The organism is Enterobacter sp. 50793107 (assembly GCF_001463365.1).
In the GTDB taxonomy this organism is placed as follows: Bacteria; Pseudomonadota; Gammaproteobacteria; order Enterobacterales; family Enterobacteriaceae; genus Enterobacter; species Enterobacter cloacae.
In genome coordinates, this window is record NZ_LNII01000050.1 from 55,393 (window position 1) to 74,085 (window position 18,693).

Consider the following 18,693-nt stretch of genomic DNA (forward strand, 5'->3'; position numbering starts at 1 on the left):
GATTAACGTACCTTCAGCGTTGCCAGGCCAATCAGCACCAGCATCAGCGAAATAATCCAGAAGCGCACGATGACGCGCGGCTCTGGCCAGCCTTTCAGTTCATAGTGATGGTGAATCGGTGCCATACGGAAGATGCGCTGACCGCGCAGCTTAAAGGAACCGACCTGCAGGATCACCGACAGGGTCTCAACCACAAATACCCCGCCCATGATGACCAGCAGGAACTCCTGGCGCAGCAGCACGGCAATAATACCCAGCGCGCCACCCAGAGCCAGTGAACCGACGTCACCCATAAAGACCTGGGCCGGATAGGTGTTGAACCACAGGAAGCCCAGCCCTGCCCCGACAATGGCCGTACAGACGATCACCAGCTCGCCCGCGTGACGCAGATAAGGAATGTGCAGATAGTTGGCAAAGTTCATGTTGCCGGTCGCCCACGCCACCAGCGCGAAACCTGCGGCCACGAAGACCGTTGGCATAATGGCCAGGCCATCCAGACCATCGGTCAGGTTCACCGCGTTACCGGTGCCCACAATCACGAAGTACGCCAGCAGAATGTAGAACAGCCCCAGCTGCGGCATGACGTCTTTAAAGAACGGCACCACCAGCTCGGTAGCGGGAGTATCTTTTCCGGCCAGATACAGCGCGAAGGCCACGCCCAGCGCAATCACCGACATCCAGAAATATTTCCAGCGGGCGATCAGACCTTTCGTGTCTTTACGTACCACTTTGCGGTAATCATCAACAAACCCAATGATTCCGTAGCCCACCAGCACAGTCAGCACACACCAGACGTACGGGTTGGATGGATAGGCCCACAGCAGCACGGAAACCACGATCGCGGTCAGGATCATAATCCCGCCCATGGTTGGCGTACCGCGCTTGCTGAAGTGCGATTCCGGACCATCGTTACGCACAACCTGGCCGAAAGAGAGTTTTTGCAGACGGGCAATCATGCGCGGGCCCATCCACAACGAGATGAACAGCGCAGTCAGCAGGCTGACGATGGCGCGAAACGTCAGATAGGAAAAGACGTTAAAGCCTGAGTAATATTTGACCAAATGTTCGGCCAGCCAAACTAACATGTCCCGTTCTCCTGTAATGCGTGCACTACCTCTTCCATGGCGGCACTACGTGAACCTTTCACTAACACAGTCACAATTTGTTTTTCAGCAATCAACGTCTTCAGACGTTCAATCAGTGCGGCTTTATCGGCAAAATGTTCGCCAACACCGCTGGCATGGCTAATCGCCTGGCTCAGTTTTCCTGCGCTCAGTACGCAATCCAGCCCGGCCGCTTTCGCGGCTTCACCCACCTGGGTATGACAGGCTTCGCTCTCATCGCCCAGCTCGGCCATATCGCCAACCACCATCACGCGATAGCCTGGCATTTCGGACAACACCTGTACGGCTGCCGTCATCGAACCGACGTTCGCGTTGTAGGAGTCATCCAGCAGCAGTTTGTTTTCTGCAAGCTGGACTGGGAACAGACGTCCCGGTACGGCTTTTAAATTCGCAAGGCCAGTTTTGATCGCGTCATGTGTTGCGCCGACGGCCATCGACAGCGCCGCGGCAGCAAGCGCATTGGCGATGTTATGGCGACCCGGCAGCGGCAGCAGAACCTCAATGCCTCCCGTTGGGGTATTGAGCGTGAATTCCGTGCCATGCGAAGTCACATGGATATGGGTCGCGGTAAAATCACTGTCTGCCGCATTAGGCGAGAAGCGCCACGTCTTACGTGAACCGATGATGCTCTGCCAGTTCAACCAGTCGTTATTATCGGCATTCATAATGGCAATACCGTTATCCGGCAGGCCGGTATAGATCTCACCTTTGGCTTTCGCCACGCCTTCAAGTGAACCGAAACCTTCCAGATGCGCGGCGGCCAGGTTGTTCACCAGCGCAGCCTCCGGACGCGTCAGGCTGACCGTCCAGGCAATTTCACCCTGGTGGTTTGCCCCTAATTCAATCACCGCAAAGTCATGCTCTTTGGTGAGGCGAAGCAATGTCATCGGCACGCCGATGTCATTATTTAGATTGCCTGCGGTGTAAAGCGTGTTACCGCACTGACTGAGGATCGCCGCCGTCATCTCTTTTACTGACGTTTTGCCCGAAGACCCCGTCAGAGCAACAACGCGAGCTGGCACCTGCTGACGAACCCATGCGGCCAGTTCACCAAAGGCAAGGCGCGTATCCTTCACCACAATCTGCGGTAAATCGATATCGAGTTTGCGGTTCACCAGCAGCGCACCCGCACCATTCTCTTTCGCCTGTTCAGCAAAATCGTGGGCGTCAAAACGTTCGCCCTTCAGCGCCACAAACAGGCACCCGGCGGTCACTTTGCGGGTATCTGTCGTCACGGCGTCGATGGTCAGATCCTGACCATGTAACGTCCCCTGCAGGAGGGTTGCCGCCTTGCCGAGCGTTAAGCTGATCATGCCACCACTCCCAACAGACGCGCTGCCGTTACACGGTCCGAATAGTCCAGACGACGATTGCCAACAATCTGATAATCTTCATGGCCTTTACCCGCCAGGAGCACGACGTCGTTCTCCTGCGCCTGCATGATGGCGTTGGTCACGGCTTCCGCACGGCCTTCCACCACGCGGGCACGTCCTGCGTCCAGCATACCGGCCAGGATATCGTTGATAATGGCGCGCGGCTCTTCAGTACGCGGGTTGTCATCGGTCACAACCGGAATATCCGCGAACTGTTCGGCGATGGCCCCCATCAACGGACGCTTGCCCTTGTCACGATCGCCCCCACAGCCAAACACACACCAGAGCTTACCGGCGCAGTGCAGACGTGCCGCTTCAAGCGCTTTTTCCAGCGCATCCGGCGTGTGGGCATAATCGACAACAACGGTCGGTTTACCTGGTGCACTGAACACTTCCATACGGCCACAGACGGGCTGCAGACGCTCTGCGGTGTTGAGCAGTTCGGCCATCGGATAGCCCAACGCCAGCAGCGTTGCCAGCGCCAGCAGGAGGTTGCTGACGTTAAACGCCCCCATCAGGCGGCTTTCAATTTCGCCTTCACCCCAGGAAGAGGCAAAGCGAATCGTCGCGCCGCTGTCGTGATAATTAACCTCAACCGCCTTCAGCCAGCGGCCATGGCAGTTCGGATTGATATGGTCTTCCATCGACACCGCAACCGCATCCGGCAGATTCGCAAGCCAGCGGCGCCCCACTTCGTCATCAGCGTTGATGATGGCCTGTCCATAGTGATGCGTGGAGAAGAGCAGCCATTTCGCGGCCTCGTAATGCTCCATATCACCATGATAATCAAGATGATCGCGACTCAGGTTCGTAAACACGGAGGCAGCAAATTTCAACGCCGCCACACGATGCTGTACCAGACCATGAGAGGAGACTTCCATCGCGGCAAAGGTCGCACCCTGCCCTGCCAGACCAGCAATTACATGTTGTACGTCAACCGCGGAGCCGGTGGTGTTTTCCGTCGGGCTCACTTTACCCAGCAGCCCATTCCCCACGGTGCCCATTACGGCGCCGGTTTCTCCCAGCAGTTGCGCCCATTGCGCCATCAATTGGGTGGTCGTCGTTTTACCGTTAGTGCCCGTCACACCCACCAGACGCAGCTGGTCTGAAGGCTCGTTATAAAAACGTCCCGCCAGTGCGGAGAGTCGCTCATTCAACTGGCTAAGGTAGATAACCGGCACACCGTGCATTTCACGGATTTCACCGTCGGTTGCCTCATCTTTAGCCTCAGCAATAATGGCAGCTACACCTTGCGCAATCGCCTGCGGGATATATCGACGCCCGTCCGCCTGATGACCAACTACAGCCACAAAAAGATCGCCGGAAGCAGCCACACGGCTGTCCAGTACCATCTCCCGTAGCGCTCGCTCAGGTGCGTTTGGCACCCACGGAGCGAGAAGGTCGCGCAAATTACGATCTGCCACCTGTACCCTCGCCTTGATTAATTACAAATTCACTTTTTTCGCCCGTTGCCAGCGCGTCCGGTTCAACGTTCATGGTGCGTAATACGCCGCCCATAATGGCGCCGAACACAGGCGCTGAAACGGCGCCGCCGTAGTATTTACCCGCCTGTGGATCGTTAATGACGACCACCAGCGCAAAACGCGGATTGCTTGCAGGCGCAACGCCTGCGGTATAGGCAATGTATTTGTTGATGTAGCGGCCGTCTGGCCCCACTTTTTTCGCCGTACCGGTTTTAATGGCGATGCGATAGCCTTTGATCGCCGCCTTCACGCCGCCACCGCCAGGTAGCGCCACGCTTTCCATCATATGCACAACGGTACGAACGATAGATTCCGGGAAGATACGCTCGCCCGGAACCGGTGGATCAACTTTGGTAATCGACAGTGGGCGATAGATGCCATAGCTGCCAATCGTTGCGTAGACTCGCGCTAACTGTAACGGGGTTACCATTAGCCCGTAGCCGAAAGAGAAGGTGGCCCTCTCTATGTCAGACCACCGTTGTTTTTGAGGATATAAGCCACTGCGTTCTCCGACCAACCCCAAATTGGTCGCCTTTCCTAGCCCAAAACGTGAGTAAGTCTCTACTAACGCTGAGGACGGCATCGCTAACGCCAGCTTTGAAACACCGACGTTACTCGACTTCTGTAATACCCCGGTCAGGGTCAATTCGCTGTAGCGCGCCACGTCTTTAATCTCGTGGCCGTTGATTCGGTAAGGGATCGTGTTCAGAACCGTGTTCTCATTGACGATGCCGCGTTGCAGCGCCGTCATCACCACCATCGGCTTCACCGTGGAGCCAGGTTCGAACACGTCGGTAATGGCCCGGTTACGCATTGCATCTTTTGCGGTACCAGTAAAGTTGTTCGGGTTGTAGGACGGGCTGTTGGCCATCGCCAGCACTTCGCCAGTGCTGACATCCACCAGCACGGCGCTGCCCGACTCCGCTTTGTTAAAGGCCACGGCATTGTTCAGTTCGCGATACACCAGCGCCTGCAGGCGTTCATCAATGCTCAACGCCAGGTTATGCGCGGCCTGGCTATCTGTGGAAGAGATATCTTCAATCACGCGACCATAGCGGTCTTTACGCACGATTCGCTCACCCGGCTGACCGGTAAGCCACTTATCGAAGCTTTTTTCAACCCCTTCAATCCCCTGGCTGTCGACGTTAGTAAAGCCAATGAGGTGAGCGGTTACTTCGCCGGAAGGGTAGTAACGGCGAGACTCTTCTCGCAGATGGATACCCGGGAGCTTCAGTTTTCTGATGTAATCGGCCATGTCAGGGTTAACCTGACGCGCCAGATAGATAAAGCGCCCTTTCGGGTTGGCATTAACGCGGGAGGCAAGCTGATCCAGCGGCATTTTCAGGGCGTCAGACAGCGCTTTCCAGCGGTTGTCGAGCGTGATACCACCGGCATCGTGCAGCTCTTTCGGATCGGCCCAGATCGCCTTCACCGGTACGCTCACCGCCAGCGGACGACCGGAACGATCAGTGATCATCCCGCGAGATGTGGAGACTTCCTGTACGCGCAGAGAGCGCATATCGCCCTGGCGCACCAGCATGTCAGGCGCGATGATTTGTAGCCACGCCACACGTCCCAGCAGGAAGCCCAGCGCGAGTAAAATGCAGCCGCAAAGCAACGCAAAACGCCAACTGATAAAGTTGGCCTGTTCTTCCTGACGTTTTGGTTTTAGCGTTTTTGCCGCTGCTCTCATGCGTCGCGTTTTCCCTTATTTTTGTACTACGATATTTTCCTGGGAAGGATCAACATGCTGCAATTGCAGCTTTTCTGTTGCGATCCGCTCGACCCGGCTGTGATCGCCGAGGGCGTTTTCTTCAAGGATCAGGTTTCGCCATTCAATATCCAGCGCATCGCGTTCCAGTACCATCTGCTCGCGTTGCGCAGTCAATAAACGTGTGTGGTGGGCTGTCGTCACCACCGTTACTGCCGTCACAATGATGCAAATGAACAAGCAGAGTGGCAGCTTCCCAAACCGCAAAAGATCGTCGCCGATCACGCCAGGCAAGGCATGGCGCTCGTTGCTTCCTAACGAATCCTTAACTTTGCTTAGGGTCTCTGTCACTCTGCCGATCATGCGTTCGTCCTCTCTGCAATACGCAGCACTGAACTACGGGCGCGTGGATTCTCTGCCACCTCTTCTTCGCCCGGCATCAACTTGCCTAATGCTCGCAACTGACGGCCACCCAGCTTCCTGAGTTGTTCTTCCGTCATCGGCAGCCCTGCTGGCACCTGTGGACCGCGGCTTTGTTCACGCATAAAGCGTTTCACAATACGGTCCTCCAGCGAATGGAAGCTGATGATGGACAACCGCCCTCCCGGGGCCAGCACGTCGAGCGAGCTTTTTAGCGCCAGCTCTATTTCCTCCAGTTCACTGTTTACCCAGATGCGAACCGCCTGGAAGGTACGGGTCGCGGGGTGTTTGTGTTTATCCTTCACCGGTGTTGCCGCCGCAATCACCTCAGCCAGCTCTTTCGTGCGGGTCATCGGCTCAATACGATTGCGCTCAACAATGGCGCGCGCGATGCGCTTGCCAAAACGTTCTTCGCCAAAGGTTTTAATCACCCAGGCGATATCGGCTTCATCTGCGGTCTGTAACCACTCGGCGGCAGACTGACCGCGCGTGGGATCCATGCGCATGTCCAGCGGGCCGTCGCGCATAAAGGAGAAGCCGCGTTCAGCATCATCAAGTTGGGGTGAAGAGACGCCAAGATCGAGAAGAATCCCGTCGATCTTGCCCGTCAGGCCGCGCTCAGCTACGTAATCCGCCAGCGCAGAGAAAGGTCCATGCACGATGGAAAAGCGTGGGTCATCGATGGTTTGCGCAACAGCAATCGCCTGCGGATCGCGATCAATTGCCAGCAGACGTCCTTCCGCTCCAAGCTGGGAGAGGATCAAACGCGAGTGGCCACCGCGACCAAAAGTGCCATCAATGTAGATGCCGTCCGGACGAATATTCAGGCCGTTGACGGCCTCATCCAGCAACACCGTTGTATGTTTATAATTTTCCATCATATTTATAGAGACAAGTCCTGCAGCCGTTCCGACAAGGTTGCGGAATCAGACTGCTCAGCGTCGATATCTTCCTTGACCTGTTGATACCAGGTCGTTTCGTCCCACAGTTCAAACTTGTTGAACTGACCGACCAGCATCACTTCTTTGGTCAGACCGGCATGCTGCCGCAGCACAGGCGCAATCAGTAATCGCCCAGCACTATCCATCTGACACTCACTGGCATGCCCCAATAACAACCGCTGCACGCGGCGTTCCTGTGGGTTCATGCTCGACAGTCGCGACAGCTTTTGCTCAATAATTTCCCATTCAGGTAAAGGGTAAAGCAGCAGGCAGGGGGAGTTGATGTCAATGGTGCAAACCAGTTGACCCGAAGCGTTCTCGATCAGCTGGTCGCGGTATCGGGTTGGTACCGATAAACGCCCCTTACTGTCGAGATTGACTAACGTTGCTCCACGGAACATGCCAGTCTCACCCCTCCTCACCACTTTAACCCACAAATTCCCACCTAAAGGAGTTTACGGAGCGAGGGAAAAGCTTGTCAAGCCAGGACTCTCTCTATACGAACCCGAAAGGGCTCTATTTACAGAGATAAACAGTCCTGGTTAATAACTGCACAACTGGCGAGGCAAAATTAACGTTATGAATATTTGTAAGAAAAAAACCGAATATGCACACTAGCGTTAAGGCTCACTCAATATCATCGCATCGAAATATAAAGTGTCAGTTTGCGACGCGGGCAGCATTTTAAGACATATTCACAGGGGATAACAGCGCCACATTCACCACAATGCGCAATGAACGAACCGACTGGCAGGCAAGCACGCTGGAGCAGGGGAAAAACGTCTGAATATTCATCGACCGGGCAGCTTTGTAACAAAACAATACAAAGACAGGCTTTATAAATTGTATAAATGTTCTTTCAAAGGCATTTTAAAACGCCTGAAAGAATAAAAAAAATAGCAGGTTCTGATTCCTAAGGAATCGTCCTAATTTTTCTCCGGGAATTATTTGAGAAAATTATCCAGAAAAAAGAGGGGACAGTTTTCGCTGCCCCGTCTCATTTCATTAATGGCGGCTTAAAATTCCGCGACGGTAGAGATTACGTTTGATGCGCGTCAGCCCCGGCTTCGGTTTACGTGGTTCATCAAGGCTCGCGAGAACGATCTCCAGCACGCGCTCCGCCACATCACGATGGCGCTGCGCGACGGCCAGGACCGGACATTGCAGGAAGTCGAGCAGTTCGTTATCACCGAAGGTGGCGATAGCGAGATCGGAAGGCAGCTTACCATCCCGACGCAAAGTGACATCCATCACCCCCTGCAGCAACGCAAATGAAGTGGTGAACAGCGCCTGAGGCATCGGGTGCGTCTCCAGCCATTTCTCGAACAGCTGCGCAGCGGCTTCGCGTTCATAACTGTTAGCATAAAGGTAGTGAACCTCGCGCGGGTCGTCTTTCCATGCCGTTCTGAAGCCTTGCTCACGCAGGAAACTCACAGAGAGCTCAGGCAACGCCCCAAGATAGAGCACGGTTTCAGCCGGGAAGGTTCTCAGCTCCGCGGCCAGCATTTCCGCGTCATCCTGATCGGCACCGACGACACTGGTAAAATGCTCTCTGTCCAGGGCGCGATCCAGTGCAACGATTGGGAACGGATCGTTCGCCCAGCGTTGATAGAAGGGATGCTCGGGTGGCAAGGAGGTCGAAACGATGATCGCATCAACCTGACGCTGGAGCAGATGCTCAATACAGCGCATTTCGTTATCAGGCTGATCTTCAGAGCAGGCAATCAGGAGCTGATAGCCACGCTGGCGAGCCTGACGTTCAAGATAGTTAGCGATGCGGGTGTAGCTGGTGTTTTCCAGATCGGGGATCACCAGACCAATTGATCGGGTGCGCCCGGCACGTAAGCCCGCTGCGACAGCATTCGGGTGGTAGTTGTGCTCACGAACCACCGCCATGACTTTCTCAACGGTTTTGTCGCTGACACGGTACTGCTTTGCTTTACCGTTAATCACATAGCTGGCCGTAGTTCGTGACACGCCGGCTAGCCGGGCGATTTCATCCAGTTTCACAATTGCCCCTTAAAAAAAGAAAAGAGTCCATGGCCCTGTCAAGGTTATGGTTAAATCTTTTAACATCTAAACGCAGAATAGCTTTCGCGGCAACCGCTTTTATCTGTGTTATCGGCGTATTACGCAAAAAAAAGCCCGGCTTTGGTGACCGGGCTGAAAGAGGCGAACCTTATTGCCTGCTAACGCATGATTTTCTCGCCGCGCGAAAGACCGACAACGCCCGACCGCGCAACTTCAACAATTTTTGCCACATCCCTTACGGACGCCAGAAATGCATCCAGCTTGTCACTCGTTCCCACCAACTGAACCGTATATAAAGAAGGGGTAACGTCAATAATCTGCCCACGGAAGATATCCGCGTTGCGTTTAACCTCTTCACGGCCATAACCACTGGCCTGAATTTTCACCAGCATGACCTCACGTTCTACATAGGCCCCCTGCCCCAGTTCGCTTACGCGCAGAACATCGACAAGTTTGTGTAACTGTTTTTCGATCTGCTCAAGCACCTTGGCGTCGCCGACGGTCTGAATCGTCATGCGCGACAGCGTAGGATCCTCGGTAGGAGCAACGGTCAGGCTCTCAATGTTGTAGCCGCGTTGTGCAAAGAGTCCAATAACGCGTGACAGTGCGCCAGACTCGTTTTCCAGTAATACAGATAATATCCGGCGCATATCAGGTTCTCTCCGTTTTACTTAACCACATTTCGTCCATACCACCACCGCGAATATGCATCGGATAAACGTGCTCTGTGCCATCAACAATGACATCCATGAAAACAAGGCGGTTATTTTTGACGTGTTCAAGCGCTTCAGCAAGTTTCGCTTCCAGCTCTGCCGGCTCGGTCACCCGCATCCCGACATGACCATAGGCTTCGGCCAGACGAACAAAATCCGGCAGCGATTTCATGTAGGAGTGAGAATGGCGGCCAGAGTAGATCATATCCTGCCACTGCTTCACCATACCGAGATAACCGTTATTCAGGTTCAGAACCAGGACCGGCAGTTCATATTGCAACGCGGTGGAGAGTTCCTGGATATTCATCTGAATGCTGCCGTCTCCCGTCACGCAAACGACGGTTTCATTCGGTAGCGCAAGCTTCACGCCCAGCGCGGCAGGTAACCCAAAACCCATTGTCCCCAGACCGCCTGAGTTGATCCAGTGACGTGGTTTATCAAACGGATAATAAAGCGCGGCAAACATCTGATGCTGACCTACATCAGAGGTGACATAGGCTTCACCTTTCGTCAGACGCCAGAGGGTTTCGATCACCGCCTGCGGCTTAATGTTTTCGCTTTGGGTATCGTATTTCAGACACTGACGTGCTCGCCACTGCTCGATCTGTTGCCACCAGTCGCGGATCTCATCCAACGGTTGTGAAGGGGTTTCCTGCGATAGCAGATCCAGCATTTGCTCCAGAACCTGTCGCGCATCCCCAACGATCGGCACATCCGCCGGCACCGTTTTCGAAATAGACGTAGGATCGATATCAATATGCAGCACGGTGGCGTTCGGGCAGTACTTCGCCAGATTGTTGGTCGTGCGATCGTCAAAGCGCACGCCAACGGCAAAGATCACATCCGAATGATGCATCGTCATGTTAGCTTCATAGGTACCGTGCATGCCCAACATACCCAGAGCCTGGCGGTGCGTTGCCGGGAAGGCGCCCAGTCCCATCAGTGACGAGGCGACAGGAAGATTCAATTTTTCGATCAGCTCACGCAGTTGCATTTCACAGGCTGAGTTAACCGCGCCGCCGCCGACATAGACCACCGGCTTTTTCGCAGCCAGAAGCGTGTGTAACGCACGTTTGATCTGGCCTTTGTGGCCCTGTGTCGTTGGGTTGTAGGAGCGCATGCTTACCGTTTCCGGCCAGACATACGGCAGCTTGTTTGCCGGGTTAAGAATATCTTTTGGCAGATCGACCACCACAGGACCAGGCCGCCCACTGGCTGCCAGCCAGAAGGCTTTTTTCAGTACGCCGGGAATGTCTTCGGTTTGCTTCACCAGGAAACTGTGCTTCACTACGGGGCGTGAAATCCCCACCATGTCGCACTCCTGAAAAGCATCGTAGCCAATCAGTGACGTTGCGACCTGCCCGGATAGAATGACCAGCGGGATGGAGTCCATATAGGCTGTCGCAATGCCGGTAATTGCATTCGTCGCGCCGGGGCCGGAGGTGACCAATACCACGCCCACTTCACCCGTCGCACGCGCCAGCCCGTCAGCCATGTGCACCGCCGCCTGCTCGTGGCGCACCAAAACATGGTCAATGCCGCCTACCGTATGAAGCGCATCATAAATATCCAGAACTGCGCCTCCAGGGTAGCCGAACACCTGCTTCACGCCCTGATCGATTAACGATCGGACGACCATTTCCGCGCCAGACAACATCTCCATGCTTTGCCTCCAGGCATTTTGTTATAGACGGACTGCAGAATTCATTTCCACACCGTCTTACGATCGTGATGAACCAATCTTATATATTGCAGAGTGACCGTTACCTTAACCGCTCGTTTTGAGGCAGGCAATTAGCAAACAGGACGTGGCAAACGGGGTCAGAAGCACAAAAAGCAGCGTTACAGAGAGGATATGGTTAATTCCACTGTAATTCGTTCGTGAGGTGATAAATCATCGCTGAAAAGCGCAACCTTTCAGAAAATCATCTATTTTTGCGAAGCTGGCAGCAGCCAGAAAAAATAACAACAGCACAAAATACCGCAAATGAAAAAATACGCAGGATAAACCACACACGCCGATGTGATTTATCCTGACGCGCTTATCGGCGGCAAATGCTAATAAGCAGCTCTTCCATCCACTGATGACCTTTATCCCGGCCTGCGGCTTCATGCCAGGAAAGATAACAGGTACGGCTATTGAGCTTGAGCGGCAACGGCAGAATTTGCAGATTTAAGGGTTCCGAAAACTCCTCCGCCAGCCAACGCGGGGCAATAGCGACCAGATGGGTCTGGGAAACCACATTTAAGACGCTGACCATGGCCATTCCCTGATAAGCCACGCTCGCCTGTTTATCCGCAGTGTCATACCACGGCAAACTAAATGAGGCGTATCGGTCGAGGGCAACAACAGCGTGCTGCTCGTTATAAACATCACTTTCGCGCAGCGGCATATTCATTCGTGGATGTTTTTTGCTGGCGACCAGTACCATTTCATCTTTAAACAGCGGTACACAGGAAAATTCCGGACGACGGAACTCTTCGTATCCCAGAACGAATTCTGTTTCCTGATACCGAAGCTGATGTTCTGTGTTCTGATTAAGAGAAGATTTAAATACCAGTTGAATATTGGGCGCAATTTCTTCCACTTTATTGTAGATCACGGACGTCAAATAATTATCTAACGGGCTACATACACAAAGATGGAAAACACGCTCACTGCTTAAGGGCTCAAAACCCGATCCCGGCAGCTCATTTTGCACCAACTGTAACGCCTGGCGGATAGAGCCAAACAGCTGAAATGCACGCGCCGTGGGTTGAATCCCCCTGCCATAACGAACAAACAATTCGTCATTAAACATCACTTTAAGCCGGGATACCGCATTGCTGACGGCAGGCTGCGACATCCCCAGAGACTGCGCTGCCCGCGTGATATTCTGTTCCTGCATCACCGCGTCAAACACGGTCAACAGATTGAGATCCACGGTGCGTAACTGAGGTTTAACCCCATTATAACCCTGAGGTTGATTAATATTATTTTCTGGCACTCCTGGCTCCACTGTCACGCTAAACTCCCTTTGCCAAATTACAGTAATAATTTCGAAAAATATGATTTACCATGCAGATACAACCAGCGAAAGAGAATTGTTTAAAATTCGGAAAATATAAAGAGCGCATCATCAAAAGGGTGACTTCGCCCAGGTCATTGATGGTGAGATGAAATTCCGCATAAATGATATCAATGACATTATGGTTTGCATGAAACCATAATCAAGACAAATACACAATCGCCCTTCGGTTAATGATAACTTAAGTATTATTAAACTATTCACGTGAGCCATGCCAAACAATTAACAAACTCGCATCATTGCTCACGCTTTATTTACTGCATTTTTATTTGCAGCACTAATAAATCAATGAAATTAAAAACAATTCTTCTCAGGGCTCATCCATTACAGACGTATGTTGAATTGATACTAATTATATTTAAATCGTTCCGGAGATGAATCTCCAGTCCAAAAATAGACTTTTCAAAAGGCATGAAAGATAAAAACCAGCACAATTAGCTAAATAAAATTCTCTGGAACATCGTGCGATCGGGGTCGTTTTTGTTGTCAGGGGTTGACATCAACCCCCATATCCAGTACCACTAAAAGCATATTGAATTTAACGGAGCACGATTCATGATTCGCACCATTCGTTTCACCGGTCTACTACTACTAAACGCATCCTCTGTGCGCGGTAGACTGGCGGGCGAAATTCAGCGTTGAATCGTCACCAGTAAGACTAAAAACCCGCGCCACTGCGCGGGTTTTTTTATGCTCGTAGCAAGGCGCCCTAAGACTGACAAGGACCTAACCCATGAGCCAGCAAGTCATTATTTTTGATACCACTTTACGTGACGGTGAACAGGCATTACAGGCGAGCCTGAGTGTGAAAGAGAAGCTGCAGATTGCGCTGGCTCTCGAACGTATGGGTGTCGACGTGATGGAGGTGGGTTTCCCGGTCTCTTCTCCGGGTGATTTCGAATCGGTACAGACCATCGCCCGTACCATCAAAAACAGCCGCGTCTGTGGCCTGGCACGCTGCGTTGAGAAAGATATCGACGTTGCCGCCGAGTCACTGAAAGTGGCTGAAGCATTCCGTATTCATACTTTTATTGCCACCTCCCCCATGCACATTGCCACCAAGTTGCGCAGCACCCTCGACGAGGTGATTGAGCGCGCGGTCTACATGGTCAAACGCGCGCGCAACTACACGGATGATGTTGAATTCTCATGTGAAGACGCAGGCCGCACGCCAATTGAGGATCTGGCGCGCGTGGTGGAAGCCGCCATTAATGCCGGGGCCAAAACCATCAACATCCCGGACACCGTCGGCTACACCATGCCGTTTGAGTTCTCCAACATCATTACTGGCTTGTATGATCGTGTGCCAAACATTGATAAGGCAATTATCTCAGTTCATACCCACGACGATTTAGGCCTGGCCGTCGGCAACGCCATCGCCGCTGTTCACGCCGGTGCCCGTCAGGTAGAAGGTGCGATGAACGGTATCGGGGAACGCGCAGGCAACTGTTCCCTGGAAGAAGTGATCATGGCGATCAAAGTGCGCAAAGACATCATGAACGTGCACACCCGCATCAATCACAATGAAATCTGGCGTACCAGCCAGACCGTCAGCCAGATTTGCAACATGCCGATCCCCGCCAACAAGGCAATTGTCGGTACCGGCGCATTCGCGCACTCTTCTGGTATCCACCAGGATGGTGTACTGAAAAACCGCGAAAACTACGAAATCATGACCCCGGAATCGATCGGTCTGAACCAGGTTCAGTTGAATCTGACCTCCCGCTCCGGCCGTGCGGCAGTGAAACATCGTATGGAAGAGATGGGTTACAAGGACAGCGATTACAACATGGATCAGTTGTACGACGCGTTCCTGAAGCTGGCCGACAAAAAAGGTCAGGTGTTCGACTATGACCTGGAAGCACTGGCCTTCATTAATAAACAGCAGGAAGAGCCGGAGCATTTCCGTCTGGATTACTTCAGCGTGCAGTCTGGCTCCAGCGACATCGCCACGGCATCCATCAAGCTGGCCTGCGGGGATGAGATAAAAGCGGAAGCGGCAAACGGCAATGGTCCTGTCGATGCTATCTACCAGGCGATTAACCGCGTCACCGAATACGACGTGGAGCTGGTCAAATATGACCTGACGGCCAAAGGCCATGGCAAAGATGCACTCGGTCAGGTGGATATCGTGGTCAATTATAACGGCCGTCGCTTCCACGGCGTGGGTCTGGCGACCGATATCGTCGAATCCTCTGCAAAAGCGATGGTGCATGTCCTGAACAATATCTGGCGCGCCGCTGAAGTCGAAAAAGAGTTGCAACGCAAAGCTCAGAATAAAGAGAACAACAAGGAAACCGTGTAATGTCGAAGAATTACCATATTGCTGTGTTGCCGGGTGACGGTATTGGTCCGGAAGTGATGGCACAGGCGCTGAAAGTACTGGAAGCCGTTCGCTCGCGTTTTGCGATGAAAATTACCACCAGCCACTACGACGTGGGCGGTATTGCTATTGATAATCACGGTACGCCGCTGCCAAAAGCAACGGTAGAGGGTTGCGAGAACGCCGATGCCGTCCTGTTTGGTTCCGTGGGTGGCCCGAAATGGGAACACCTGCCACCCGCAGAGCAGCCAGAGCGCGGCGCGTTGCTGCCGCTGCGTAAACATTTCAAGCTGTTCAGTAACCTGCGTCCGGCTAAACTGTATCAGGGTCTGGAAGAGTTCTGCCCGCTGCGCGCGGATATCGCCGCTAACGGCTTCGACATTCTGTGCGTGCGTGAACTGACCGGCGGGATCTATTTCGGCCAGCCAAAAGGCCGTGAAGGCAGCGGTCAGCATGAAAAAGCGTTCGACACCGAGGTCTATCACCGTTTCGAAATTGAACGTATCGCCCATATCGCTTTTGAGTCTGCACGCAAACGCCGCCATAAAGTCACCTCTATCGACAAAGCGAATGTGCTGCAGTCTTCCATCTTATGGCGTGAGATCGTCAGCGAAGTTGCTAAGCATTATCCTGACGTTGAGCTGTCGCATATGTACATCGATAACGCGACAATGCAGCTGATTAAAGATCCGTCCCAGTTTGACGTGCTGCTGTGCTCCAACCTGTTCGGCGATATCCTCTCGGATGAGTGTGCGATGATCACCGGCTCCATGGGCATGCTGCCGTCAGCAAGCCTGAACGAAGAAGGCTTTGGCCTGTACGAGCCTGCTGGCGGCTCCGCGCCGGATATCGCAGGTAAAAACATTGCTAACCCGATTGCGCAGATCCTCTCCCTGGCTCTGCTGCTGCGTTACAGCCTGGATGCAGGCGATGCGGCAACCGCAATTGAAAACGCCATTAATCGCGCGTTAGAAGAAGGCGTCCGTACCGGTGATTTAGCACGCGGCACGGCGGCAGTCAGTACCGATGAAATGGGCGACATCATTGCCCGCTATGTCGCTGAAGGGGTGTAATCATGGCGAAGACGTTATATGAAAAATTGTTTGATGCACACGTTGTCTATGAGGCACCAAACGAAACCCCGCTGCTCTATATCGACAGGCATCTGGTACACGAAGTGACCTCCCCACAGGCATTTGATGGGCTGCGTGCGCACAAACGCCCGGTACGTCAGCCGGGTAAAACCTTCGCGACAATGGATCACAACGTTTCCACCCAGACCAAAGATATCAATGCGTCGGGCGAAATGGCGCGTATCCAGATGCAGGAGTTGATCAAGAACTGTAACGAGTTTGGCGTCGAGCTCTACGATCTGAACCATCCGTATCAGGGTATCGTTCACGTGATGGGACCTGAGCAAGGGATCACCCTGCCCGGCATGACCATCGTCTGCGGCGACTCCCATACCGCAACGCACGGCGCGTTTGGTGCACTGGCGTTCGGTATTGGCACCTCTGAAGTTGAGCATGTTCTGGCTACGCAGACCCTGAAACAGGGCCGAGCCAAAACCATGAAGATTGAAGTGAAAGGCAAAGCCGCGCCGGGGATCACCGCGAAGGACATCGTGCTGGCCATCATCGGTAAAACGGGCAGTGCCGGCGGCACCGGGCACGTAGTTGAGTTCTGCGGTGACGCTATTCAGGCGCTCAGCATGGAAGGTCGTATGACTCTGTGCAATATGGCCATCGAGATGGGGGCCAAAGCAGGTCTGGTGGCACCGGATGAAACCACCTTCAACTATGTAAAAGGGCGTCTGCACGCGCCAAAAGATCAGGATTACGCTGACGCCGTCGCGTACTGGAAAACCCTGAAAACCGATGATGACGCGGTTTTTGATACCGTTGTTACCCTGCAGGCGGAGGAGATTGCCCCGCAGGTGACCTGGGGAACCAATCCGGGTCAGGTCATTTCCGTGAATGACACCATTCCCGATCCGGCCTCATTTACCGATCCGGTCGAACGCGCCAGTGCCGAAAAAGCGCTGGCGTATATGGGTCTCAAACCCGGTGTGCCGTTGACCGATGTGACCATCGACAAAGTCTTTATTGGCTCCTGCACCAACTCGCGTATCGAAGATTTACGCGCTGCGGCGGAGATCGCCAAAGGCCGTAAAGTGGCACCCGGCGTGCAGGCGCTGGTTGTGCCAGGCTCCGGCCCGGTAAAAGCGCAGGCGGAAGCCGAAGGCCTGGATAAGATCTTTATCGAAGCAGGCTTCGAGTGGCGCTTGCCTGGCTGCTCCATGTGTCTGGCCATGAACAATGACCGCCTGAATCCGGGCGAACGTTGTGCCTCCACCAGTAACCGTAACTTTGAAGGTCGTCAGGGCCGCGGTGGACGCACCCACCTGGTCAGCCCGGCGATGGCCGCCGCTGCGGCAGTTACCGGCCATTTCGCCGATATTCGCAGCCTGAAATAAGGAGACAATCATGGCAGAGAAATTTACCCAACATACAGGCCGGGTTGTCCCTCTGGACGCCGCTAACGTCGATACTGATGCGATCATCCCGAAGCAATTTTTGCAGAAGGTCACCCGCACCGGATTTGGTGCTCATCTGTTTAACGACTGGCGTTTTTTGGATGATAAAGGCCAGGTACCTGACCCGGAATTTGTGCTGAATTTCCCGGAATATAAAGGCGCCTCCATTCTGCTGGCACGGGAAAACTTTGGCTGCGGCTCCTCACGTGAGCACGCACCATGGGCGCTGACCGACTACGGTTTTAAAGTGGTGATCGCCCCGAGCTTCGCGGATATCTTCTACGGCAACAGCTTCAACAACCAGCTGCTGCCAGTGACGCTGAGTGACGAGCAAGTGGATGAAATGTTCGCGCTGGTTAAGGCAAATCCGGGCATCTCGTTTGAAGTGGATGTGGAAGCGGAAGTGGTGAAAGCCGGAGATAAAACCTACAGCTTCAGCATCGATGCCTTCCGTCGCCACTGCATGCTGAACGGTCTGGACAGCATTGGCCTGACGCTTCAGCATGAAGACGCCATCTCCGCGTACGAGAAAAAACAGCCTGCGTTTATGGGCTAAAGGCAATGGCCCGCACGATGCGGGCCATTGATAAGGGTGCGTTGAGGCTCAACCACTCTGGAGGGGCGGGGAACTTTCCCCGCCCATACCGCTAACGTTTTGCTTCGTAAGCCAACACTGCTGCCAGCTCTGTTTTCTCCTGTCTGAAATGCAATTCACACAGTGAATCACGCACCATCCAGGTGAAGATCAACAGCGTTGTACAGATCAGAAACAAACCTAACAGCAGAGTACGTTTTGGCATTCCAGCCTCCTTATTGCTTTTCGGCAATGAAGAGACTAACCTCGCAATGTTGGTTGTGAAGTTGGTCTCCCCATCAGTTTTTTGATGTGGGACTCTCCACTGTTTGCCTCTTGCGAAAGCCTGAGGCAAACAGCCTCAAGCACCCGCCACGCACTCTATGTGTCTTCTT

The 18,693-nt window shown here is 53.6% G+C and carries 16 protein-coding genes; 4 read left to right on the plus strand and 12 right to left on the minus strand.

The genetic code is table 11. The annotated features are described in order from the left end of the window. Nucleotides 1-2 precede the first annotated feature (2 nt). From mraY to leuO, 11 genes are all read right to left on the minus strand, one after another. Nucleotides 3-1,085: a phospho-N-acetylmuramoyl-pentapeptide-transferase gene (gene mraY / locus APU11_RS06535; RefSeq protein ID WP_008501985.1), complete on the minus strand. Its 1,083-nt coding sequence runs from the start codon at nt 1,083-1,085 to the stop codon at nt 3-5. Next, entirely contained in the window at nt 1,079-2,437 is a 1,359-nt protein-coding gene (murF, locus tag APU11_RS06540; RefSeq protein WP_020688495.1) for a UDP-N-acetylmuramoyl-tripeptide--D-alanyl-D-alanine ligase, read from the minus strand. The genes mraY and murF overlap by 7 nt, the downstream gene beginning before the upstream one ends. Next, complete coding sequence (gene murE / locus APU11_RS06545; RefSeq protein ID WP_058651102.1) at nt 2,434-3,921, minus strand: UDP-N-acetylmuramoyl-L-alanyl-D-glutamate--2,6-diaminopimelate ligase; 1,488 nt, start codon at nt 3,919-3,921, stop codon at nt 2,434-2,436. Before murE ends, murF begins: the two co-directional genes overlap by 4 nt. Beyond that, nucleotides 3,908-5,674 carry a peptidoglycan glycosyltransferase FtsI gene (locus tag APU11_RS06550; RefSeq protein WP_058651103.1) on the minus strand — a complete coding sequence of 589 codons (1,767 nt, stop codon included), beginning with the start codon at nt 5,672-5,674 and terminating at the stop codon, nt 3,908-3,910. Before APU11_RS06550 ends, murE begins: the two co-directional genes overlap by 14 nt. A 15-nt stretch (nt 5,675-5,689) precedes the next feature. Further along, a complete protein-coding gene (gene ftsL, locus APU11_RS06555) occupies nt 5,690-6,055 on the minus strand; it encodes a cell division protein FtsL (RefSeq protein WP_008501989.1) in 366 nt (121 codons plus the stop codon). Continuing rightward, nucleotides 6,052-6,993: a 16S rRNA (cytosine(1402)-N(4))-methyltransferase RsmH gene (rsmH, locus tag APU11_RS06560; protein WP_013095568.1), complete on the minus strand. Its 942-nt coding sequence runs from the start codon at nt 6,991-6,993 to the stop codon at nt 6,052-6,054. Before rsmH ends, ftsL begins: the two co-directional genes overlap by 4 nt. A gap of 2 nt (nt 6,994-6,995) precedes the next feature. Next, nucleotides 6,996-7,454 carry a division/cell wall cluster transcriptional repressor MraZ gene (gene mraZ / locus APU11_RS06565; RefSeq protein ID WP_014830641.1) on the minus strand — a complete coding sequence of 153 codons (459 nt, stop codon included), beginning with the start codon at nt 7,452-7,454 and terminating at the stop codon, nt 6,996-6,998. Nucleotides 7,455-8,058: 604 nt separating this feature from the next. Continuing rightward, entirely contained in the window at nt 8,059-9,063 is a 1,005-nt protein-coding gene (gene cra, locus APU11_RS06570) for a catabolite repressor/activator (protein WP_013095565.1), read from the minus strand. Nucleotides 9,064-9,242: 179 nt separating this feature from the next. After that, a complete protein-coding gene (gene ilvN, locus APU11_RS06575) occupies nt 9,243-9,734 on the minus strand; it encodes an acetolactate synthase small subunit (protein ID WP_008501994.1) in 492 nt (163 codons plus the stop codon). A 1-nt stretch (nt 9,735) separates the two neighbouring features. Then, a complete protein-coding gene (gene ilvI / locus APU11_RS06580; RefSeq protein ID WP_038418678.1) occupies nt 9,736-11,460 on the minus strand; it encodes an acetolactate synthase 3 large subunit in 1,725 nt (574 codons plus the stop codon). A 379-nt stretch (nt 11,461-11,839) separates the two neighbouring features. After that, entirely contained in the window at nt 11,840-12,784 is a 945-nt protein-coding gene (leuO, locus tag APU11_RS06585) for a transcriptional regulator LeuO (RefSeq protein ID WP_013095563.1), read from the minus strand. Nucleotides 12,785-13,598: 814 nt separating this feature from the next. Here leuO and leuA point away from each other — a divergent pair. The 4 genes from leuA to leuD are packed head-to-tail and all read left to right on the plus strand — an operon-like array spanning nt 13,599 to nt 18,280. After that, entirely contained in the window at nt 13,599-15,170 is a 1,572-nt protein-coding gene (gene leuA / locus APU11_RS06590) for a 2-isopropylmalate synthase (protein ID WP_013095562.1), read from the plus strand. Beyond that, complete coding sequence (gene leuB / locus APU11_RS06595; RefSeq protein WP_013095561.1) at nt 15,170-16,261, plus strand: 3-isopropylmalate dehydrogenase; 1,092 nt, start codon at nt 15,170-15,172, stop codon at nt 16,259-16,261. The genes leuA and leuB overlap by 1 nt, the downstream gene beginning before the upstream one ends. 2 nt (nt 16,262-16,263) lie before the next feature. Beyond that, a complete protein-coding gene (gene leuC, locus APU11_RS06600) occupies nt 16,264-17,664 on the plus strand; it encodes a 3-isopropylmalate dehydratase large subunit (protein ID WP_045292743.1) in 1,401 nt (466 codons plus the stop codon). Between the two features lie 10 nt (nt 17,665-17,674). Beyond that, a complete protein-coding gene (gene leuD / locus APU11_RS06605) occupies nt 17,675-18,280 on the plus strand; it encodes a 3-isopropylmalate dehydratase small subunit (RefSeq protein WP_058651104.1) in 606 nt (201 codons plus the stop codon). Between the two features lie 91 nt (nt 18,281-18,371). Here the strand turns inward: leuD and APU11_RS06610 are convergent, their stop codons facing one another. Then, nucleotides 18,372-18,524: a Hok/Gef family protein gene (locus tag APU11_RS06610; protein WP_010427008.1), complete on the minus strand. Its 153-nt coding sequence runs from the start codon at nt 18,522-18,524 to the stop codon at nt 18,372-18,374. Nucleotides 18,525-18,693: the final 169 nt, after the last annotated feature.

Coding starts and splice junctions, on each gene's coding strand:
- mraY (WP_008501985.1), bottom strand. CDS start 1,085: ATGTTAGTTTGGCTGGCCGAACATTTGGTCAAATATTACTCAGGCTTT.
- murF (WP_020688495.1), bottom strand. CDS start 2,437: ATGATCAGCTTAACGCTCGGCAAGGCGGCAACCCTCCTGCAGGGGACG.
- APU11_RS06550 (WP_058651103.1), bottom strand. CDS start 5,674: ATGAGAGCAGCGGCAAAAACGCTAAAACCAAAACGTCAGGAAGAACAG.
- ftsL (WP_008501989.1), bottom strand. CDS start 6,055: ATGATCGGCAGAGTGACAGAGACCCTAAGCAAAGTTAAGGATTCGTTA.
- rsmH (WP_013095568.1), bottom strand. CDS start 6,993: ATGATGGAAAATTATAAACATACAACGGTGTTGCTGGATGAGGCCGTC.
- mraZ (WP_014830641.1), bottom strand. CDS start 7,454: ATGTTCCGTGGAGCAACGTTAGTCAATCTCGACAGTAAGGGGCGTTTA.
- ilvN (WP_008501994.1), bottom strand. CDS start 9,734: ATGCGCCGGATATTATCTGTATTACTGGAAAACGAGTCTGGCGCACTG.
- ilvI (WP_038418678.1), bottom strand. CDS start 11,460: ATGGAGATGTTGTCTGGCGCGGAAATGGTCGTCCGATCGTTAATCGAT.
- leuA (WP_013095562.1), top strand. CDS start 13,599: ATGAGCCAGCAAGTCATTATTTTTGATACCACTTTACGTGACGGTGAA.
- leuB (WP_013095561.1), top strand. CDS start 15,170: ATGTCGAAGAATTACCATATTGCTGTGTTGCCGGGTGACGGTATTGGT.
- leuC (WP_045292743.1), top strand. CDS start 16,264: ATGGCGAAGACGTTATATGAAAAATTGTTTGATGCACACGTTGTCTAT.
- leuD (WP_058651104.1), top strand. CDS start 17,675: ATGGCAGAGAAATTTACCCAACATACAGGCCGGGTTGTCCCTCTGGAC.
- APU11_RS06610 (WP_010427008.1), bottom strand. CDS start 18,524: ATGCCAAAACGTACTCTGCTGTTAGGTTTGTTTCTGATCTGTACAACG.